Origin of the sequence: Microcoleus sp. S36a_B3, from assembly GCF_036700745.1 — a bacterium.
In the GTDB taxonomy this organism is placed as follows: Bacteria; Cyanobacteriota; Cyanobacteriia; order Cyanobacteriales; family Microcoleaceae; genus Microcoleus.
This window is the reverse complement of record NZ_JAUBPN010000012.1, coordinates 35,937-55,478: the sequence shown is the minus strand read 5'-3', so window position 1 is coordinate 55,478 and position 19,542 is coordinate 35,937. Positions and strand designations below refer to the sequence as shown.

At 45.5% G+C, this 19,542-nt stretch carries 17 protein-coding genes and 1 pseudogene; 7 read left to right on the top strand and 11 right to left on the bottom strand.

The window, feature by feature from the left end; translation table 11 throughout:
* Positions 1-313: 313 nt before the first annotated feature.
* From QUA01_RS14940 to QUA01_RS14925, 4 genes are all read left to right on the top strand, one after another.
* Positions 314-1,966 carry an ABC1 kinase family protein gene (locus QUA01_RS14940; protein WP_333090402.1) on the top strand — a complete coding sequence of 551 codons (1,653 nt, stop codon included), beginning with the start codon at positions 314-316 and terminating at the stop codon, positions 1,964-1,966.
* Positions 1,967-2,110: 144 nt separating this feature from the next.
* Positions 2,111-3,055, top strand: a complete 945-nt coding sequence (gene uvsE, locus QUA01_RS14935) for a UV DNA damage repair endonuclease UvsE (RefSeq protein ID WP_333090401.1) — start codon at positions 2,111-2,113, stop codon at positions 3,053-3,055.
* 106 nt (positions 3,056-3,161) lie between these two features.
* Complete coding sequence (locus tag QUA01_RS14930) at positions 3,162-3,830, top strand: SOS response-associated peptidase (RefSeq protein ID WP_333090400.1); 669 nt, start codon at positions 3,162-3,164, stop codon at positions 3,828-3,830.
* Between the two features lie 149 nt (positions 3,831-3,979).
* Positions 3,980-4,366: a VOC family protein gene (locus QUA01_RS14925; RefSeq protein ID WP_333090399.1), complete on the top strand. Its 387-nt coding sequence runs from the start codon at positions 3,980-3,982 to the stop codon at positions 4,364-4,366.
* Positions 4,367-4,486: 120 nt separating this feature from the next.
* Here the strand turns inward: QUA01_RS14925 and QUA01_RS14920 are convergent, their stop codons facing one another.
* A complete protein-coding gene (locus QUA01_RS14920) occupies positions 4,487-5,104 on the bottom strand; it encodes a CP12 domain-containing protein (protein WP_333090397.1) in 618 nt (205 codons plus the stop codon).
* Between the two features lie 72 nt (positions 5,105-5,176).
* Complete coding sequence (locus QUA01_RS14915; protein WP_333090395.1) at positions 5,177-5,455, bottom strand: hypothetical protein; 279 nt, start codon at positions 5,453-5,455, stop codon at positions 5,177-5,179.
* Between the two features lie 313 nt (positions 5,456-5,768).
* Here QUA01_RS14915 and glpX point away from each other — a divergent pair, with 313 nt between their 5' ends.
* The 3 genes from glpX to QUA01_RS14900 all read left to right on the top strand — a co-directional run bounded on the left by glpX (position 5,769) and on the right by QUA01_RS14900 (position 11,495).
* Positions 5,769-6,806 (top strand): class II fructose-bisphosphatase, encoded by a 1,038-nt coding sequence (gene glpX, locus QUA01_RS14910; protein WP_194067500.1) that lies wholly within the window; start codon positions 5,769-5,771, stop codon positions 6,804-6,806.
* Between the two features lie 173 nt (positions 6,807-6,979).
* Positions 6,980-8,272, top strand: coding sequence for a glutamyl-tRNA reductase (locus QUA01_RS14905; protein ID WP_333090390.1), 1,293 nt, complete (start codon positions 6,980-6,982; stop codon positions 8,270-8,272).
* 211 nt (positions 8,273-8,483) lie between these two features.
* A complete protein-coding gene (locus tag QUA01_RS14900; RefSeq protein WP_333090389.1) occupies positions 8,484-11,495 on the top strand; it encodes a UPF0182 family protein in 3,012 nt (1,003 codons plus the stop codon).
* Positions 11,496-11,683: 188 nt separating this feature from the next.
* Here the strand turns inward: QUA01_RS14900 and QUA01_RS14895 are convergent, their stop codons facing one another.
* The 9 genes and pseudogenes from QUA01_RS14895 to QUA01_RS14855 form a co-directional block, all read right to left on the bottom strand.
* Positions 11,684-14,527 (bottom strand): two-partner secretion domain-containing protein, encoded by a 2,844-nt coding sequence (locus QUA01_RS14895; protein ID WP_333090387.1) that lies wholly within the window; start codon positions 14,525-14,527, stop codon positions 11,684-11,686.
* 308 nt (positions 14,528-14,835) lie between these two features.
* A pseudogene (locus tag QUA01_RS14890) lies at positions 14,836-15,402 on the bottom strand (Uma2 family endonuclease).
* Positions 15,403-15,615: 213 nt separating this feature from the next.
* Positions 15,616-15,945, bottom strand: coding sequence for a HesB/IscA family protein (locus tag QUA01_RS14885; RefSeq protein WP_333090386.1), 330 nt, complete (start codon positions 15,943-15,945; stop codon positions 15,616-15,618).
* A gap of 99 nt (positions 15,946-16,044) precedes the next feature.
* Positions 16,045-16,464, bottom strand: coding sequence for a phosphomannose isomerase type II C-terminal cupin domain (locus QUA01_RS14880; RefSeq protein ID WP_194012284.1), 420 nt, complete (start codon positions 16,462-16,464; stop codon positions 16,045-16,047).
* 361 nt (positions 16,465-16,825) lie between these two features.
* A complete protein-coding gene (locus tag QUA01_RS14875) occupies positions 16,826-17,167 on the bottom strand; it encodes a DUF5615 family PIN-like protein (protein WP_333090385.1) in 342 nt (113 codons plus the stop codon).
* Positions 17,168-17,170: 3 nt separating this feature from the next.
* Positions 17,171-17,497 (bottom strand): DUF433 domain-containing protein, encoded by a 327-nt coding sequence (locus QUA01_RS14870; protein WP_333090383.1) that lies wholly within the window; start codon positions 17,495-17,497, stop codon positions 17,171-17,173.
* Between the two features lie 164 nt (positions 17,498-17,661).
* Positions 17,662-18,018, bottom strand: a complete 357-nt coding sequence (locus tag QUA01_RS14865; RefSeq protein ID WP_333207982.1) for a type ISP restriction/modification enzyme — start codon at positions 18,016-18,018, stop codon at positions 17,662-17,664.
* Positions 18,019-18,181: 163 nt separating this feature from the next.
* On the bottom strand, positions 18,182-18,589 hold the full coding sequence (locus tag QUA01_RS14860; RefSeq protein WP_333090378.1) for a PIN domain-containing protein: 408 nt from the start codon (positions 18,587-18,589) through the stop codon (positions 18,182-18,184).
* Positions 18,590-18,749: 160 nt separating this feature from the next.
* Positions 18,750-19,229, bottom strand: coding sequence for a helix-turn-helix domain-containing protein (locus QUA01_RS14855; RefSeq protein ID WP_333090377.1), 480 nt, complete (start codon positions 19,227-19,229; stop codon positions 18,750-18,752).
* Positions 19,230-19,542 lie beyond the last annotated feature (313 nt).

Below are 19,542 nucleotides of genomic sequence, written 5' to 3'. Positions count from 1 at the left end.
AACACATTAAAAATTTGGCTGGTAATAACTTACTTATTCAAGTTTTTGACACAACTTTTAAACTCAATAAATTTAATCATAAAAATATCATGTCTGCTTTAACTGTATATTAACATGAGGATTAATGCTACGGCCAAAAACCGATCGCCCTCCCCCACACCCCAAAGTAGGCGCAGCGCAGCTATCCCTCTTCAGAAATTGCGCCCATTCCCACCCTTTCGCCCAATTTATTCCTCAAGACAATGGTCAGCTTGGTTAACAGCGCTATCCTAGTAGTTATATTGCTACCAAAGTCGATCGACCAGGAGGCCCCTTGTTCAGCCTAGTTCAAAACACTTCTCGCAAAGGAGAAATCCTAGAGGTCGTCTTCCGCAACGGTTGGGACTACATGAAAAGCCTCCTAACCGGCCGCAAAACCGACGCACCCAGTCTCCCAACTCCCGCTGTTCTCCGCAACATCCTGGTAGAATTAGGCCCAGTTTTTGTCAAATTGGGACAATTGCTGAGTACCCGTCCCGACCTTTTGCCGGCCGCCTACATCGAAACCCTCTCCACCCTACAAGCGGAAGTACCGCCCGTACCGTGGTCGGAAGTAGAATTTATCGTCCGCAAAGAACTCAAACAATCTCTCGAAGATACCTTCGCCAAATTTAACACTCAAGCCATCGCCGCAGGTTCGATCGCCCAAACCCACAAAGCTACCTTAAAAGACGGCCGCGAAGTCGCCCTGAAAGTTCAGCGCCCCGGTATAGATATTGTCATCGAACAAGACATCGCCGTACTCCGAGGTTTGGCCGAACTTGTCATGCTCACAGAATTCGGTCAACAATACGATATTGTCGCCCTAGCCGAAGAATTTGCGATCGCCCTGCGTGCAGAACTAGACTTCATTCAAGAAGCCAGCTACACCGACGAACTGCGCCGCAATTTATCTAAAAGTAAATGGTTCGACCCAAAACAAGTTGTTCTACCAGAAATCAACTGGGAGTTGACCACCAAAAAACTCTTAGTAATGGAATGGCTGAACGGAGTACCGATTTTATTAGGCGATTTGCAAGGAGTTGGACACAAAGGAGATATAAATGCCGAACGCGAAGAAATTACAACGCTACTTTGCCGCGTTTTCTTCCAGCAGTTATACATCGACGGATTCTTTCACGCAGACCCGCATCCCGGCAATTTATTTTATCTCAAAGACGGTCGGATTGCCCTGCTAGACTGCGGCATGGTCGGCCGATTAGATCCGCGCACCCAGCAGAATTTGACAGAAATGTTGCTGGCAATTGTCGATTTAGACGCTCAGCGATGCGCTCAATTAACATTAGAAATGGCAGAATTTGCTCAGCCTAAAAGTTTAGCTATTCTCGAAAACGATTTGGCTCGAATGCTGCGAAAGTATTATAATGTTAGCTTGTCGCAAATGAACTTATCGGAAATATTTTATGAAGTGCTGGAAATTACCAGAAACAATAAAATTAGGCTGCCAAGTAATCTCGGTTTATACGCAAAAACTCTAGCTAATTTGGAAGGGTTGGCACGTTCTTTCAATCCAAGATTCAATATTGTAGAGCAGGTAAAACCGCTGATGACCGATATGTTTCGGCGTCAGTTGTTGGGAGATGACCCGGTGCAAGCTTTGCTGAGAACTGCCCTGGATCTGAAAAGCTTGTCTTTGCAATCTCCGCGACAGGTGGAAGTGCTTTTAGAGCGGGTGACTTCGGAAACTTTGAAGTGGAACTTGAGCATAAAAGAACTCGATCCGTTGCGCCGAACTTTGGGTGATTCTGCGAACAGACTTTCTTTTAGTATTGTCGTAGGTTCGCTGATTGTGGGGGCGGCAATTATTTCTTCTAACGCGCAAACTGCTCAATTATCTTTTCTGAGCAACGGTTTGTTTGGGGCGGCGAGTTTTTTGGGTTTTTGGTTGATTATTAGCATTTTGCGTTCTGGTCGTTTGCGGAGTTGATTGTTAAGGGGAGATGGGGGGAATCAGGAGATATAGCAATTTTTTCGGGAGACGCGAGTAGTCCCTCCCAACTTCCGAACTAAGGACTAAAATCCTTACTACAAACCTATTTAGGATAAAAGTCAAGTTAAGGATTATGGAGAAATGAGCGAGATTAACCAAGTATTGGGAAAGGACAAATTACCGGAATTGGGGTTAGTCTGCATTACAACATCCGATGCCGTTCGCTTTCGCACTGTCACGCGGAAGCGACTTTTACAGCTTGCCGAAAGTGAACAAGAAAAAGTGTTGCGCGAGCTTTATACAGACAACTTAAAACGGCTTGACAAAGCGATTGATTTCTGCAGTGCAAATAACATTAAATTGTATCGCATGACTTCTGCACTTTTCCCTTTTGCAGATACAGATTTGGGGGAAGCAGTGCTGCACTCAATGGCTGAGGAATTGCGGAGAATCGGCGATCGCGCAATTTCCCTCAACATCCGTTTGGTACTCCACCCGGATCAATTTGTTGTCCTCAGTTCCGACAAGCCTGATGTCGTTGCAAACAGCATTAAAATTCTGGCAACTCATGCTTTAATCTTAGATATGTTGCAACAACCCCGATCGCCCTACGCACTGATGAACATTCACGGCGGTAAGGGCGATCGCGCTTCGCAACTCACATCAGTCATCCGCGATTTACCCGAATCAATTCGATCGCGCTTAACTTTTGAAAATGACGAATACGCTTACAGTTCCTCAGAACTTTTAGAAGTTTGTCTCGATACCTCAGTCCCGATGGTTTTTGATGCCCACCACCACGTCATTCACGAACATTTAGCAAGTTACGACGATCCCAGCGTTGCCGAAATGCTCGCAGCGGCACGCACAAGTTGGTCGGTTCCTGAATGGCAATTAGTGCACATATCGAATGGCAGAGAATTTTTTGCCGATCCGCGCCACAGCGATTTAATTACAGAAATGCCTAATTGCTATTATCAGGCTCCGTGGATTGAAGTAGAAGCTAAATTCAAAGAATTAGCTATTGAAAAGTTGCGCGCCGAATGGTTGTCTGCGAATGTTCCACAATTTAGCAATGTCTCGTAGGGTGGGGTTTTACAAACCATCTTTGCCTAACACGAATAATCTCCAAAACCCGCCCCGCCCAACGGTAAATCCCAATCTACCTTTTTGTTAATACCAACTATAAATTATGTGTGGACGATACACTTTAACTACTTCAGGTCAAATCATAGCCGAATTCTTCAAACTTTCGGCAGTTCCCGACATCAAACCGCGATACAATATCGCCCCAACTCAATCAGTTGCCACAGTCACAGTTTCTCAAGAGCAAATGCAGCGACAGTTCCAATTTATGCGCTGGGGTTTGATTCCAAGTTGGGCAAAAGACATGAAAATAGGCAGCAAGATGATTAACGCGCGATCGGAAACTGTCGCGGAAAAACCTGCTTTTCGCAGCGCCATCAAGCACAGGCGATGTTTGATAGTCGCTGACGGTTTCTACGAATGGCAACAGCAGGGAAAGAACAAACAGCCTTACTATTTTCAAAAGGCAGACGGCGAACCTTTTGCTTTTGCCGGTTTGTGGGAAAATTGGGAGTCTCCAGAAAAAGAAAACATTGTATCTTGCAGTATAATTACTACCGCTGCTAACGAAACAGTGCAGCCGATCCACGATCGAATGCCGGTGATTTTGCCCGACAGCGCTTGGGAAGAGTGGCTCGATCCTTCTGTTAAAAATGCTCAGGAAGTTTTGCCGCTGTTAAAGCCCTATGCTGCTGCAATGAAAGCAAAGGCGGTAAGTGCGATCGTCAACAGTCCAAGTAGAGACACTCCCGAATGTATTAGCGATCGGCAATAAATGATGGGAGCGGACAACACCGAGATAGTGTCAGTTATGATGTAAAATGATGTTTGAGTTGTAGCTTTGGTTTTATAAGGATCAGTTTAAGTCAGTTGTTATTTGCTCAAACATTTTTTTATCTTAACATCAGTTAGAGGAGAAAAAATATGATTGGATACGTTACAGTCGGCACCAACAATCTTGAACGTGCAGCCAAGTTTTATGATACTTTGCTTGGGGAAATTGGCGCTCAACGATTCATGGAATTCGACCGATTTATCGCATGGAGCGTTTCTCCAGAGATGCCAGGATTTGCTGTTGCAAAACCCTTTGATGGCAACGAAGCAACTGTTGGTAATGGCGTAATGATCGCACTTCAAGTTGACAGTCCAGAAAAAGTCAACTTAGTTTATAACAAAGCGATCGAACTTGGCGCTAAGGATGAAGGAGCAGTGGGGTCAAGAGGCACGTTACCGGGGTTTTATGTGGGATATTTTCGGGATCTAGATGGGAATAAGCTGAACGTGTTTTATATGATTGGGCCAAACACTTAAGATTTTTATTTTTCGTGAGGCGAGCCTAAAAAAAGCTATTTCCGATCGTTAGCTATTAGTTATCAATCCATACATAAGAGTTGATAACTAATAACTAATGACTGATGACTAATGACTAAATTAGCTGTCGTACATCCGCGCTTCAGCCGCCTCGGGATTTTCCTCGCAATACTCGTCAAAAGCCGTTTTCTCAAGCTTCATCGATCGCTGGTGAGAAGCCTCAGCCTGCATTTCCTCTACAATGTCCCACGCTACCGCGCACTCTCTAGAAGTAGCGCCTTTTTGGGAACAGACTGTTCTAGCATCCGCGATCGCCCTTTCGATTTCTTCCTCAAATAAAACACTTTTCGGCTTATCAACAAAATCGCTTTTTGTCAAGATATCTGTTACCGAAATAATGCCAAGCAGCTTATCCTTAATCACCGGAGCTCGGCGGATGCGAGTATTGGCGAACAACCTCGCCACGTATTCTACACCCAAGTCTGGATTCACCGTAATGCACGGTTTGGTCATAATCTCAAAAACGCGGACTTTTTGCGGGTCTACTCCGTAGGCTGTTACTTTGTAAACAATATCGGTTTCCGTAACAATACCGTAGGAGTCTTGTTCGTGGCGGCGTTCCACAATTAGCGCGCGCAGGCAAAGTTCGTTCATCGTCGCCACTGCTTCAGCTACCGTGGCCGAACCCCGAATGGTAACAACTTCTGTTGTCATAATATCTTGGGCTTTCATCATCATTTTTAATTGCTCCCCGGTTATAAAGTCTAGTTCGTCCCGATTTTAGGTCGAAAATTTGATTTCCTATCACCATCATAAAACTTCAAGACTGAGGCAACTGTTACGATAAATCAAGGATGGCGAAGAAAGAAGGAAGTTCGGCAACGGATTGTGTAACGGATGTAACGGATGAATGTTAAAGGAAGAAGGATGATGTTGAGGCTTGAGGGAAGAAGGAAAATTGTCCCCACTCTCCCCATCTCCCACTCTCCCCATCTCCCCATCTCCCACTCTCCCACTCTCCCACTCTCCCACTCTCCCCATCTCCCACTCTCCCCATCTCCCCATCTCCCACTCTCCCCATATCCCCATCTCCCTATCTCCCCATCTCCCCATCTCCCCATCTCCCTATCTCCCACTCTCCCCATCTCCCACTCTCCCACTCTCCCACTCTCCCCATATCCCCATCTCCCACTCTCCCCATTTCCCCCTCTCCCACTCTCCCACTCTCCCCATTTCCCCATCTCCCCATCTCCCCCATCTCCCCTCCGGGTCTGAAAGAAGCAAAAGTTAACACAAACAAAGCAAGTGCTTACGCTCGCAGAGATCCCCGCCTCTGATAAACTTGATGGCTGGGAGTGCAAAAGAGCACAGGCAAGCATCAGAAGTTGGGAGAATAAAGTTTGTGGACAATGTAATCGGTTTAGAGATTATCGAAGTAGTCGAGCAGGCAGCCATCGCTTCCGCTCGCTTGATGGGCAAAGGCGAGAAAGATGAAGCCGACAGAGTGGCTGTAGAAGCCATGCGCGAGCGCATGAACAAAATTCATATGCGCGGCCGCATTGTGATCGGTGAAGGGGAACGCGACGACGCACCCATGCTTTACATTGGCGAACAAGTAGGTATTTGTACTCGCGAAGATGCTAAAGATGTCTGCAACATCGATGAATTGATCGAAATTGACATCGCCGTTGACCCCTGCGAAGGAACTAACCTAGTTGCTTACGGTCAAAACGGTTCGATGGCAGTTTTGGCAATCTCTGAAAAAGGTGGTTTGTTTGCTGCACCGGATTTCTACATGAACAAATTGGCTGCTCCTGCGGCTGCTAAGAATCATGTAGATATTCGCAAAACGCCAACCGAAAACCTCAAAATTATCTCTGATTGCCTCGGCCGCAGTATTGAAGATTTGGTGGTAGTGGTCATGGATCGCCCCCGGCACAAAGATTTAATTAATGAAATTCGGCAAGCAGGTTCAAGAGTTCGCTTGATTAGCGACGGCGACGTTTCGGCAGCGATTTCTTGCGCGTTTTCTGGTTCCAACATCCACGCGCTGATGGGTATTGGTGCAGCACCCGAAGGTGTGATTTCCGCAGCAGCAATGCGCTGCTTGGGCGGTCACTTCCAAGGGCAGTTAATTTACGATCCGGCTGTTGTCAAAACTGGTTTGATCGGTGAAAGCAAAGAGAGCAATCTCGCCCGCCTTAAAGAAATGGGTATCACAGACCCAGACAAGATTTACAATGCTGAAGAGTTGGCATCTGGAGAAACTGTTCTGTTTGCAGCTTGCGGAATTACTCCCGGAACGCTGATGGATGGAGTTCGCTTCTTTGGCGGCGGCGCTCGCACTGAGAGTTTGGTAATTTCTTCTCAGTCGAAAACAGCTCGGTTTGTGGATACTATCCATATGTTTGACCAGCCGAAATCTCTGCAATTGAATTAGTCATTAGTTAGCGGTTAACTGTTGGCTGTTGACTGTTGATTGTTGACTGTTAGCTGTTGACTGTTGACTGTTAGCTGTTAACAGTCACCCGTGATTGGTAATTAGCGATAAACTAAGAACTAATAACAGGTGACTGTTAACAAGTAAGAAATAAATAGTGACAAATCACAGATATGAATATTGCAGTCGTAGGTCTCAGCCACAAAACAGCCCCGGTTGAAGTTCGTGAAAAACTGAGCATTCCAGAACCGAAGATTGAAGCCGCGATCGCCCAATTGCGCGGCTACCCCCACATTCAAGAAGTTGCCATCCTCAGCACTTGCAACCGCTTAGAAATTTATATTGTTACCAGCGAGTCTGAGCCTGGAGTGCGAGAGGTGATTCAGTTTCTTTCTGAATGCAGCAAAGTTCCCTTGCTGTCTTTGCGCCCTCACCTGTTTATTTTGCTGCACGAAGATGCGGTGATGCACTTGATGCGAGTTTCTTCGGGCCTCGATAGTTTGGTGCTGGGAGAAGGACAAATTTTGGCTCAGGTGAAACAAACTCACAAACTCGCCCAGCAGTACAAAGGTGTGGGCAGAATTTTAGAGCGTTTGTTCAAGCAAGCTCTCACAGCAGGGAAGCGAGTTCGCACCGAAACTAGCATCGGTACGGGTGCGGTGTCGATCAGTTCGGCGGCGGCAGAATTGGCTCAATTGAAAGGTCAGCATTTAGCTAGTAGCCGCATTGCGATTATCGGTGCTGGTAAAATGTCGCGGCTTTTGGTGCAGCATTTGCTCTCGAAAGGGGCGAGCCATATTGCGATCGTCAATCGATCCGTGCGGGGCGGCCAGGAGTTAGCAAATAACTTTAAAGATGCCCAATTGCACTTGTATCTGCTGTCGGAAATGATGCAGGTAATTGCAGATTCTGATTTGGTTTTTACCTGTACTGCTGCTACAGATCCGCTGTTAAATAAAGCTAAATTAGAAGCTGTTTTAATCGTGAACCGCCCTTTGATGTTGGTGGACATTTCAGTGCCGCGCAACGTTGATTCGGACGCGAAGGAAATCGCTCATGTCAAGTCGTTTAATGTGGATGATTTGAAAGCAGTGGTAGCTCAAAATCACGAAAGCCGCCGCAAAATGGCAATGGAAGCTCAGGGTTTGCTGGAACAGGAAGTAGAGGCTTTTGATGTCTGGTGGCGCAGTCTGGAAACTGTTCCTACTATTAGCTGTTTGCGGGATAAGATAGAATTGATTCGGGAACAAGAGTTAGAAAAAGCTTTGTCACGTCTGGGCTCTGAATTTTCGGAGAAACATCAAGATGTGATTGAATCTTTAACAAGGGGGATTGTGAATAAAATTTTGCACGATCCGATGGTACAGTTGCGCGCTCAGCAGGATATTGAGGCACGCAGACAAGCGATGCAGACTTTGCAAACGCTGTTTAATTTGGATGTGGATGTCAATCAGCAGTACAGCTAGCTGGTCATTAGTCCTTAGTCATTGGTCATTAGTTATTAGTCATTAATGCTGTCTCCACTCGCGAATGTTATTAGTCATTGGTCGCTTGTTATTGTTGAAAATTATCAATTATTCTCAACTAATGACTCTTCTTAACTAATGACTAATGACTACTGACTAATGACTACTGACTAATGACTACTGACTAATGACTATTTTTAACTAATTATTAATGACTATTAAGCGAATTTATCAATTAATTTTATTGCTTGTTGGGCTGTGGTTAATTTTTGAATTTTCCTCTCGCGTTGCGGCAGAAATTTTCTGGTTTCAGGAAGTGGGATATCTTCAGGTTTTGCTGTTAAAGCTGACAACTCAAGGGTTGCTGGGGACGATCGCAATTACGGTTTCTTCTGCCTTTTTGCTGGGAAATTTGGCTTTGGCGCGCCGCCTGCAACATCCGGCGGAGGAAATCAAATCGCCGGGGGCGGCGGGGCTATTCGCTTCGCCCTGGGCGAACAAAACGGGGAAGAATTACGACGAATTACCTGTTGCTAAATCTCAAATTACTTTTTATTGGCTGCTGTTGGCGGTATTCGGATTGAGTTCGATCGCCACTTTGACAGTAATTCACTGCGGGCTGTTAGCTGCCAACAGCTTCACCTATCTCGGTATAGGGGGCAATGTGCCTCCACTGCCCATAAAGTTAGGAATTGAGTCAATTCAGCCAGGGCTGGTACAGCTATTTTCTGGGCGGTGGCAGTTGGGCTTGCTGCTGGGCACAATGTTAGCTGTGGCAATTAAGCCGGATTTTTGGCTGCGGGCGATCGCTCTTTTTCTCAGTGTGGCGATCGGGATTGTTGCAGTCAGTCGCTGGACAAACGTTTTACAATATTTCCACCCTACTAATTTTAATACAACCGACCCTATTTTTAACCAAAATATTAGCTTTTATGTATTTATTTTTCCAATTTTAGAGTTGCTAAGCTTAGGGCTGACAGTTGTATTTTTGTACGGTTTAGTCTCTGGTGCTTTAACATATTTGCTGTCGGGAGATAGCCTGAGTAAAGGTAGATTTTTGGGGTTTTCGCGATCGCAGCAGCGCCATTTGTACGGCTTAGGTGCAGCTTTCATGCTAGCCACCTCACTCCGGTACTGCCTGGGGCGCTATGCATTGATGTACTCGCGCGGAGACGTTACCTACGGAGCGAATTACGCTGATGTAACGGTGCGGCTGCCCGTCTACGGATTGTTGAGCGTGTTGGCTGGGGCGATCGCACTTTTGATGCTGTACCAGGTTTGGCAATTCAAAACTCCCAATAAACTGATTAAAAAGATTATTTTAGTGTGGATAATTTTGAGTGTTTTGGGAGGTTGGCTGCTGCCAAAACTTGTGCAGCAACTGCTAGTCAGACCAAACGAAATAGCGCGAGAACAGCCGTACATCAAACGCAGCATTGCCTTTACTCAAGAAGCTTTTGACCTCAAAAAAATAGAAATAAAAACTTTCGATCCAGCCGGGAAACTTACATATGAAGACTTAGAAAGAAATCAACTGACTGTTAGCAACATCCGGCTGTGGGACAAACGGCCACTGCTGGAAACCAACCGACAGTTGCAGCAAATCAGACCGTATTATACATTTCCTGATGCGGATATCGATCGCTACACAATCAAAAAGAAAACCGCAAAAAAGGGAGAAACTGAAAGCCAGCAAGTAATTCTGGCGGCGCGGGAACTAGATTATGCAGCAGTTGCGCCGGAAGCTCAAACTTGGGTGAACGAACATCTGGTGTACACGCACGGTTACGGCTTTACTCTTTCTCCCGTAAACACAGTCGGTGTCGGCGGTTTACCCGATTATTTTGTTAAAGATATTGGAGTTCCAGCCGAGAAAGGAGAGACTGCTTTAGATATAACTAGCGATCGAATTCGGATGAGTCTCCCGATCGGCTATCCGCGCATTTACTACGGTGCCCTCACAGATACAAACGTGATGACACCGACACAAGTCAAGGAATTCGACTATCCCAGCGGCGAAGAAAATGTTTACAACAATTACAACGGTAGAGGCGGAATTGCGATCGGTTCTCTGTGGCGGCGCTGGCTGTTTGCTAATTATCTCAAAAATTGGCAAATGGTACTGACTCGCAATTTTACGCCCGAAACTAAATTATTGTACCGCCGAAACATTAACCAAAGAGTTCGGGCGATCGCTCCTTTTTTGCGCTACGATTCCGATCCGTATTTGGTAGTAGCAAACGCCAATTTGAGTAAAAATGATATAGAAAAAAACAACGCTAAAAATCGTCAAAAAAATCAGCCTTCTTCCTCAAAAACTAATAATAACGATCCTCCTAACTATCTTTACTGGATTATCGATGCCTATACAGCGAGCGATCGCTACCCGTATTCCGATCCGGGTCAAAATGAATTTAACTACATCCGCAACTCAGTAAAAGTAGTCATTGACGCTTACCACGGATCGGTTGACTTCTATGTTGCCAATCCCTCAGACCCGATTATCAACAGTTGGGCTCAGATATTTCCCGGACTATTCAAACCCCTTGACCAAATGCCTCTGACTATCCGCAAACATATTAGGTATCCCGTAGATTTGTTAAACGTTCAATCAGAACGCTTGCTAACTTATCACATGGAAGACCCACAGGTATTTTACAATCGGGAGGATTTGTGGCGAGTTCCTATGGAAATTTACGGTAACGAACAGCAGCCGGTAGCACCGTACTATTTGATTACGAAACTGCCGACGGAAACTTCCGAAGAGTTTATTTTGCTGCTGCCATTTACACCAGTAGGCCGCAACAATTTAATTGCTTGGATTGCAGGGCGATCGGACGACAAAAATTACGGAAAATTGCTGTTATACCAGTTTCCCAAACAGCGATTAGTTTACGGCCCGGAACAAATAGAAGCATTAATCAATCAAGACCCGGTTATTTCCGAACAAATATCTCTCTGGAATCGGCAGGGTTCAAAAGCAATTCAAGGAAATTTATTAGTTATTCCAATCGAACAATCTTTGCTGTACGTCGAACCTCTTTATTTAGAAGCGGAGCGCAATAGTTTGCCAACTTTAGTCAGAGTTATTGTTGCCTACGAAAACCGCATCGTCATGGCAGAAAATCTAGACTTAGCACTCAAGGCAGTTTTTCAAGAAAAATCTACGAATAAACCGCCAATTATTCGACCTGTAGAATCACCAGTTCCGGCGGTGAATTGAGCGGCGATACCGGGAGGGAAACGGTCTTAAATCCTGTCCGGTCTAAAATTGATTGGTTCGCAGTGAGGACGACCGTCCGCTTTTTTACAATACTAATACTGTTCACTTAGGATCGACAATGAGATCAAAAGAAACAGCATTTTTAGGGTCTTGCCAAAGCCCGCCGCACAAAATCGATCGCGCGCTATTCAGTGGCAAACAGGCGCTCTCCCAGGGCTGTAAGGAACCACAGCAGCCGAATTCGCCACCAATTCAATCTCCCCCTTAGCATTAATTATCCAGCCTTGAGCCTCCACAATAGGCTCTTTCACGGCCTCGAAATTATGCTCGCTGCTGACTCGTTCCCTGGGACTAGGGGGTAAACCGCCGCGCCCAGTGATGACAAACCGACTTGTCCTTTGGCCTCTAGTTTGACAAGTTTGTGCAGGTGCCGGGGGAACTCCGAGGATTTCTGGTTGATTTAATCCTTTTACGGGATCAGTATCGGGTGTTCTGAGTTCGACATTACCGTCAATTCCTAATTCTGAACTGGCGTCGATGTCGCTGTCTAAAGATTGAAAAATGCCTTCGGCAGTAATGATAATATTCCCGCCTCGGCCTCGGACTGCGTTGGCGCGGATGTCGCTATTTTCCTTAGCAATTAAAAACTTGGTGTTAATATCGATATTGCCGCCGGTGGCAGTACCGAAGGCGTTAGTAGTAATTTGACTGTTACCCTGCAGTTGCAAATCCGGTGCTTGCAAGGTGATGTTTCCGAAATTGCCGGCTTGGGTTGTGGCTTTAATTGCGCCGCTATCTAAACGAATTGAGTCGGCCGCAATTGTTAAATTTCCTGCTGCGCCTTTGCCGTCGGCACTGACAGTAACTGCTGCGCCATCTCGGACAGTTAATTGCCTGGTTTGAACGGTTAAAGTGCCGCCGGCACCTGTTGAATTGTCAGATGTATTGGCATAAATTCCGCTAGCAGCACCGGAGTTGCTAACTAAATCTTGACCGAATCTATTGAGTCGATCGCCAAAAGTGCGATCGCTCCCAGAAAAGCTTATACTTTCAGAAACGTTCAACTGAATATTTCCCGCACTGCCCTCGCGGTTAGCAGTAGTCAACACTTGCGCGCCGTTAACGACTTCCAAGGTGCGGGCATTAATCGCAATACTGCCACCGCTACTGGAATTGAGAGTGCGCGAACTGACAACAGCGCCGTCAGCCAGCCGCAGCATATCAGAATTAATTGTAATTTCTCCGGCGTTGCCGATCGCACTTGGTTCAGTCGGCGTAAATATGCCGCTAGACTGTCCGCCAGCATCAACACCCGCCAGATTGACAGAATTAACATTAATTTGAATACTGCCGCCGTTGCCGACACCAAAAGTATTGGCAATCACAACAGCACCGTTTGTCGCCGACAGCGAATTAGCACTGACGCGAATATTTCCGCCTTCTCCAACTGCTGTGTCTTTGACACTGCTGTACAAACCGCTGGACTGTCCAACTCCCAAAGCCGACGAGAATCGACCGGTACCATCTAAGGTAATGCCGTCGCGGACTGTCACCGTTAGATTTCCAGCATTGCCCCGGGCGCCGGTGCTAGCAGTAATCACAGCACCATTAGTCAAAAACAGCGAACCCGCGGCGATATTAATGCTACCACCCTGACCGACTGCGTTGTCGGATGTCTCCACTCGGTTGTAGATACCGCTGGAGAAAACCTCGGTTTCGGAACTCGTCCCATCCAAAATCACTGTATCGGCGACGTTAACGTTGACGCTGCCGACATTCCCGCGTCCGTAGGTGCTGGCTTGCAGGGCAGCCCCATTAGTTATCGAAAGCGAGGCTGCTGTGAGATTGACATTGCCTCCGTTTCCTGCGGCTGCTTTTTCCACCCGACTGTACGCACCGCTGGAGAAGCCGTTTGTTTCATCAAAGGAAGCTGCACCGCTGAGGTTAATATTGACGTTGCCGGCATCTCCGCGCCCGTAAGTCCCGGCGTATATTTGACCGCCGTTGGTGACAGAAAGCGAGTTGGCTGTGAGGTTGACATCGCCGCCGGTGCCTGTAGCGTCTGACAGCACTGCATTAGAAAGAAATGTGCCTTCACCGTCGATCGCGATCGCACCCAACGCGCTAACATAAATATCTCCACTTCTAGCGCCCGCCGCACCCAGCCCTAGATTGATTCCCGCCCGCACTGTGCTGCCTTCTGAAGCGTTGAAGTTGTGAGCGTTGACAATAACATTCCCGCCGCCTGCTGCGCGCACGTTGATAGCCGCCTCCTTTGTTAGAGATATATCGCCTCTTTCGATGCCGGTGGGAAAAACTAAACTCACATTGTTACCGAGGAAGTTGAGCGGCACAGTTCCAGAGCCAGCAACGGCTGCGAGTTCTACTCTACCGCCGGGAGCAAGTAAAACTCCGCCTTCCAATCTCACATCGCCGCCGGCAAGTATCAGACTGTTGCCCGATCGCACTTGCAATCCGTCGGTCGATCGATTTACGATACTTCCAGAAGGCTGTCCGTATTGCAAGCCCAGAGGCACGCTAACGATTAACAAAGGCGTATTTTGTCCGGGAAAAGTGGCAGAGAAATTCGCCCCACCGCCAAAATCTACAGCATTCGCCGTAGTCGCCAAAAACGAACCGCCAATATTTAACGAAGCATTCGGGCCAAAAATAATCCCGTTAGGATTGAGCAAAAATAGATTTGCAGTACCGTTAGCTTTCAACTCGCCGTCAATATTAGAAATCGAGCCACCGGTAATGCGGGTGAAAATATTTTGGATGTCTGCTGAATTGTTGAAAACAGCCGTGTTTCCCGTCAAAACCGAAAATTCTCGAAAACTGTGAAATAGATTGCTTCCGGCTGTCGTGCCGCCCTCTATCGAGCTGTTTTTGCCGCTGACTGTCACGGTAGAATTGACTGGTAGCGTGGTGTCGGGGACGATTTGGGCTATGCTGGGGGTTATGCTGGGGGCGATCGGGTTAAAGCTAAAAAATATTATACCGAGCCATAATTTGCGAGTTCTCAGTTTCATTAATCAACTATTTTTAAATTAACCTCAAATTGTACCGTTTGGCGTGTTAATTGTATATAGAAATTTTGGCGGGATTTTGATTTTTTTTATAAACCGCGAAGACGCAAAGGACGCGAAGGAAGAAAAGAGAAAAAGCGTTAGATTTTTTTAGCAATATGAAAGGCGGAAAGATAGGAAGCTTTGATGCTGTGGCCGCAGTTTTTTTCTAGCGCTTCTCCCAAATTTGCTAACAAAGAATTTCTATTCTCTTCTTTCGCGTCCTTTGCGTCTTCGCGGTTCGTTCAAATTACTTATATTAAAATGCAAAATTATGCTTGAGTTTCTGCTTCAGTAAAAATTGGCGGCCACAGTTGACAAATTGGCAATTCCCAACCGGAAAAAAGTTCGGCTACTGTTAAAACATCTTCGTTTCCCAATACAATTGGTTCGCATTCCTGACGGTAAACTGTAACAGTTTGTTCGTCTGGATCGATCAAAATTCCTACTTGCGCTCCTAGTTGGATAAAATTCAGGAGCTTTTTTTCTAGCGGTTTAATGCGATCGCTCTGTGATTTAATTTCTACTACCAAGTCTGGGACTAATTCTCCGAAATAACGGGGACTTTCCCTCAGACGCGCGGCCCGCACAAAAGAAACATCGGGTGCTGTGAGGTTAGCATCCGGTAAAATAAAGCCGCCTGCGGAGTCAAAAATTCACCCCAAACGGCGGGGATAAACCCAATTGGCGAGCAGCCAAATGAAAAGTACACCTATTTCGCTAGATACAATATCTGATGGGCCCACAATGATAATCTTCCCGTTTTCTAATTCTAATTGGTAATCTTGATCGGCTTCTTTGAAGGTTTTTTGAACTTTTTCTAAGTCTTTGACTGTCATCATAATATTAATTTTTCCTGATTCTTTTCAGGCGCGTTACGTTAATCTCTGTTAGATTTGAGATGATATATTGGAGCGATATTTTACTCTGAAAATCGCAGATTTTCAGCAGATGTAACGGGGATAAACGGAGATGATTTTAAGAAAATTTGGTCGTGAATGCTGGGGGTTTCTTGGAGATTGAAGAATTATCTGCGACTGACTGCTGTTTGATTATTCTTTTGCAGAAAAGGAGTTGCCGCAGCTACAGCTTTGGGCTGCATTGGGATTGTGGAACCGGAAACCTCCGCCCATCAAGTCTTCTGAATAATCTAAGGTTAGTTGATTGAGATATTTTAAGTGCTGGGGGTCGATCGCTACTTGAATTCCCTCGGACTCGCATACAGTGTCTTCTGGGTCTGCGGCATCGTCAAATGCCATTGTATAGGATAAACCGGAGCAGCCGATCGGTTCTACGCCCAGACGAAATAAAGCATTGGGGTTTGGATGTTTTGACTTGAGGCGCTTTACTTCTGTGGCTGCTGTTGGGCTCAGATGAATCATGATTGGTAATTTGTAATTGGTAATTGAAATGTAGGGTGCGCAATGCGCACCTTACCAGGAGATTTTCGGGTGCGCAATGCGCACCTTACTGAGAGTAAATTACTTGGCCTTTTCGGTGCGGGCGTAATCGTCTTGAAAGCGGATAATATCATCTTCTCCGAGATATTCGCCATTCTGCACTTCAATTAAAATCAGGGGGATAACTCCTGGATTTTCCAAACGGTGAGAAATGCACTGAGGAACGTAGGTAGATTGATTTGTAAACAAAACTTGTTCTGTTTCGCCGCAGGTAACTTTTGCGGTACCGCAAACTACGATCCAGTGTTCGCTGCGGTGGTGGTGCATTTGCAGGCTGAGGCGGTGTCCGGGTTTAACTTCGATTCGCTTAATTTTATATCCAGGGCCTTCTTCTAGGGTGGTAAACGAGCCCCAAGGGCGCAATTCTGTAGCGGCTATTCCGTTGGATGCTGCTGATGCCAGCAGAGTAGATATTTGAGAAATTTCTTGAGTTTGAACCATGATTTTCACTCCTTGAGGATTGCTTGCTGAATCCTTTGGTAAACGACGTTGGGTTTTGAGGGCAGCTAATTTGTTGTTAAAATCGCAGCCCACCCGCGCGGACGAGTTAGCGAACTGTACATTTTTACCGAGAAATCTTATCAGCCCGATCGACCTGCCTTAACAACCATAGCAAAATTACCCTAGCTACTGTCACCCGGTATGCGATCGAATTTACCAATCTACATCAACTCTTCACAGAACTTACGCATTTCAACGTAATTGTGATTAGTCACGCAGTCAAGGCTACGTACAGAATCTCACAATTGCTGTAGATTTAACAAGGGCGATCGCGCCCAGGCCCCGTAAGCTACGGTTTTTTTTACATCGAAGGACGGTTAACTCGAATCAATTTACCGTTCAAAGTATCCAGGGTAGAAATAGCATCATTAATTCGCGTCGCTTGTCTTTCCCAGTTGCTATCTTGAGTACAAATAATAATACCAGCATGGTCGGGTTGCGATCGATGCAGTCGAATAAAATCCCCTCGATTGAGAGTCAAAACTGCTCGCTCATTACTCGCTACAAAAGCCAATACATCCTCATCAGGAATTCCTAATCCTGCGTTTCCGGCTTCTTGAACTGTTAAAACATCGTGATCTAAAGGTCGCAGAAACTCAACTACTGGCAACGGATACTGTTCGTCTGCATAAATTCGTGCCATGTTTTAGGCTTCCTCATTTTCTTTAATTGCTAGTTCAATTTCGTCTGGGTAAGCATCAGCATAAGCCCAAGCATTGACTAAATCAGCAGCAGTCAAATGGGGATAGCACTTAAAAAGTTCAGCATCGCTGCATCCGAGACGGCGATAACCCACAAGTACCCAAACTTGTATGCGAGTATTGCCAACACAAGCATCGCCGCCACACACGCCGGGAGTCTTTTTAATGCCTAGAGAACCGTTGGCTAAAGTTTGAAGTAAAATTTCTATAGCGGCTGCTTTATCGGCTGAATTTAAGGAGGCTAGATCGATTTTTAATTCGGTGAATATCATAGTTTACTATCCCATTTTTACAGATAGAATATTCTAGCTCAATTATAACGTAATAGGACTTACGCATGGCCCCAGAAACCGGGTTTTTTACAAAAAAACTTCGTTACTGTGCACAGATTCGATCAAAAGCCAGTTTCTTTGTCTGAGTCAGTAAGTCCTGAACTTTACTCTATCGGAAAACCAGGAATCAGTCGCTCTATTTCTATCATCAGTTGCATAGTTTCTTTGAGCGCCACCACCACCTTTTGATAGTGCAGCACATCATCAAAAGATAAAGTGCATTTGGCTTTTTTGCGGTCTTTGAGCCATTTTTCCCACACCTGATAACCGCCAATTTTAAACTCCCAAACTTCGGATACGATGCCTTCAAAATAGCGGACTTTGTTAATGTAAACTCGTTGTTCTGCGGGTTTATAGGTAACTTCGGTAATGGCATTGTCACCATCGCCATTCATTTTAATAATCAGCTTATTCAGCGGTTGGGAAAAATTGCATAGAATGTATTGCTTAAAGCTGTGCACTGACAATCATAACTTGTTCTCTGGTTGCCATTGCTAAAATGGCTAAAACTTTTGGATCTAAAGGCTTCAAATCTGCCAAGCGATGGGATGGTGCTTACAGAACAATGACCGCAATATCGAACTGTGGGAATTTTTGTGCATAGCGATCGCCCTTAACTACAACCTACGAAATATTCTCATAATAGCGTTGAATCTTATCTGAAAAAACCGGAAGTTCTCCCCTCAACCTGACAAGTAATTCATCAACAGTCAGGGGTAGATTTTTCAAATCCTCAACTTGTTTGCTGACTACATTAGCCATCAAATCCGGTGCAACCTCATAAAGACGATTCAGAAAAACATCGGGGTGCATAGCTGTAATTCCCCAAGGATTTAAAGACTCTCGTGGAAAATCTCTCAGGTTGGATGTAACAATAACTTGAGCTTTAGCAACTACCGCAGCCGCAGAGACATGGCGATCCCCTGGATCGTTAGTCATCTGTTGAATCAAATTCTCTGGAACTTCAACCATTGCATTAGAAAAAGCTGCCTTAAGTGCAGCCTCAAAACGCGCCACCCTCTCACTTTTCATCCTTCCAGTATTAACAAGATTGCGAGTTGCACCGTCTCAAATTTCTTGCGACCAATATAAATCATACAACCCAATCTCCGCAGCACGAAATAGCGTATCGCGCAAGTGCATAGGAAATATCACGCAGGAATCCAAAACAACACGATAAGGAATCAACCTGCTAGCTGTATACTCTGGTCTCATGCAATTCCTCTTCCTGGCTAAACTCAGCTAATTCCTTGAGAATTTCACGGCGCTTAACACTACGCTGCTGTTTGTATGCGATCGCACTTGCCAAACTAATCCGCCGCTGGTTTCCTAATTTTCCATAGGTAATTTCCCCGTCATCTAGTAATTTGACCACAAATTCTGGCGACACATTCAGCAAACTAGCAGTTGCTTCAACAGTCATATCTTGCTCAATCGGCCCTAAAGATACTGCTTTACCAGCCGCCATTAAATGTGTGGCTTGACACAACAATTGATAGAGAGATTCAGGAAGTGCGATTTCTTCCCCGCCCACTTCCACAAGTTTTACTTTTAATGTCTCAGAATCACCATTTTCTATCTTGAGGGATAGCATTTTATCCAACAACTTGATAGCAATTGTTTCTGCTTCTGTCGGTAAAACCGGATCTAGGAGTATTTTTTGCCCGTTCATGAAAATGTTTCCTGAATACGTTGAATGCTATTTTGACAATGATGCAAGATTTCAGTTGACATCCTAATTATTTCTCTCTCTTCTCTGACTCTGCGTTCTCTGCGTTCTCTGCGGTTAAATCATTCCAATCTAGACGCGCTAATAATTAGATATTTTTTCAGCATAAATATTTAGCCCGGAGTTCCTAACACTTAACTCATCGGTTATAAATATTTTTGCACGATCGATCGCACCAGCAATAATTTTTTCCTGCATCTACCCAATACAGTAAATCTATATATAATACATCATACTAGATCGATCGTCATCCCGC

Excerpts from the sequence above, each read along its gene's own strand:
- uvsE (WP_333090401.1), top strand. The coding sequence starts at position 2,111 with ATGAGCGAGATTAACCAAGTATTGGGAAAGGACAAATTACCGGAATTG.
- QUA01_RS14930 (WP_333090400.1), top strand. The coding sequence starts at position 3,162 with ATGTGTGGACGATACACTTTAACTACTTCAGGTCAAATCATAGCCGAA.
- QUA01_RS14925 (WP_333090399.1), top strand. The coding sequence starts at position 3,980 with ATGATTGGATACGTTACAGTCGGCACCAACAATCTTGAACGTGCAGCC.
- QUA01_RS14920 (WP_333090397.1), bottom strand. The coding sequence starts at position 5,104 with ATGATGATGAAAGCCCAAGATATTATGACAACAGAAGTTGTTACCATT.
- QUA01_RS14915 (WP_333090395.1), bottom strand. The coding sequence starts at position 5,455 with ATGGGGATATGGGGAGAGTGGGAGATGGGGAGATGGGGAGAGTGGGAG.
- QUA01_RS14905 (WP_333090390.1), top strand. The coding sequence starts at position 6,980 with ATGAATATTGCAGTCGTAGGTCTCAGCCACAAAACAGCCCCGGTTGAA.
- QUA01_RS14900 (WP_333090389.1), top strand. The coding sequence starts at position 8,484 with ATGACTATTAAGCGAATTTATCAATTAATTTTATTGCTTGTTGGGCTG.
- QUA01_RS14895 (WP_333090387.1), bottom strand. The coding sequence starts at position 14,527 with ATGAAACTGAGAACTCGCAAATTATGGCTCGGTATAATATTTTTTAGC.
- QUA01_RS14885 (WP_333090386.1), bottom strand. The coding sequence starts at position 15,945 with ATGATTCATCTGAGCCCAACAGCAGCCACAGAAGTAAAGCGCCTCAAG.
- QUA01_RS14880 (WP_194012284.1), bottom strand. The coding sequence starts at position 16,464 with ATGGTTCAAACTCAAGAAATTTCTCAAATATCTACTCTGCTGGCATCA.
- QUA01_RS14875 (WP_333090385.1), bottom strand. The coding sequence starts at position 17,167 with ATGGCACGAATTTATGCAGACGAACAGTATCCGTTGCCAGTAGTTGAG.
- QUA01_RS14870 (WP_333090383.1), bottom strand. The coding sequence starts at position 17,497 with ATGATATTCACCGAATTAAAAATCGATCTAGCCTCCTTAAATTCAGCC.
- QUA01_RS14860 (WP_333090378.1), bottom strand. The coding sequence starts at position 18,589 with ATGAAAAGTGAGAGGGTGGCGCGTTTTGAGGCTGCACTTAAGGCAGCT.
- QUA01_RS14855 (WP_333090377.1), bottom strand. The coding sequence starts at position 19,229 with ATGAACGGGCAAAAAATACTCCTAGATCCGGTTTTACCGACAGAAGCA.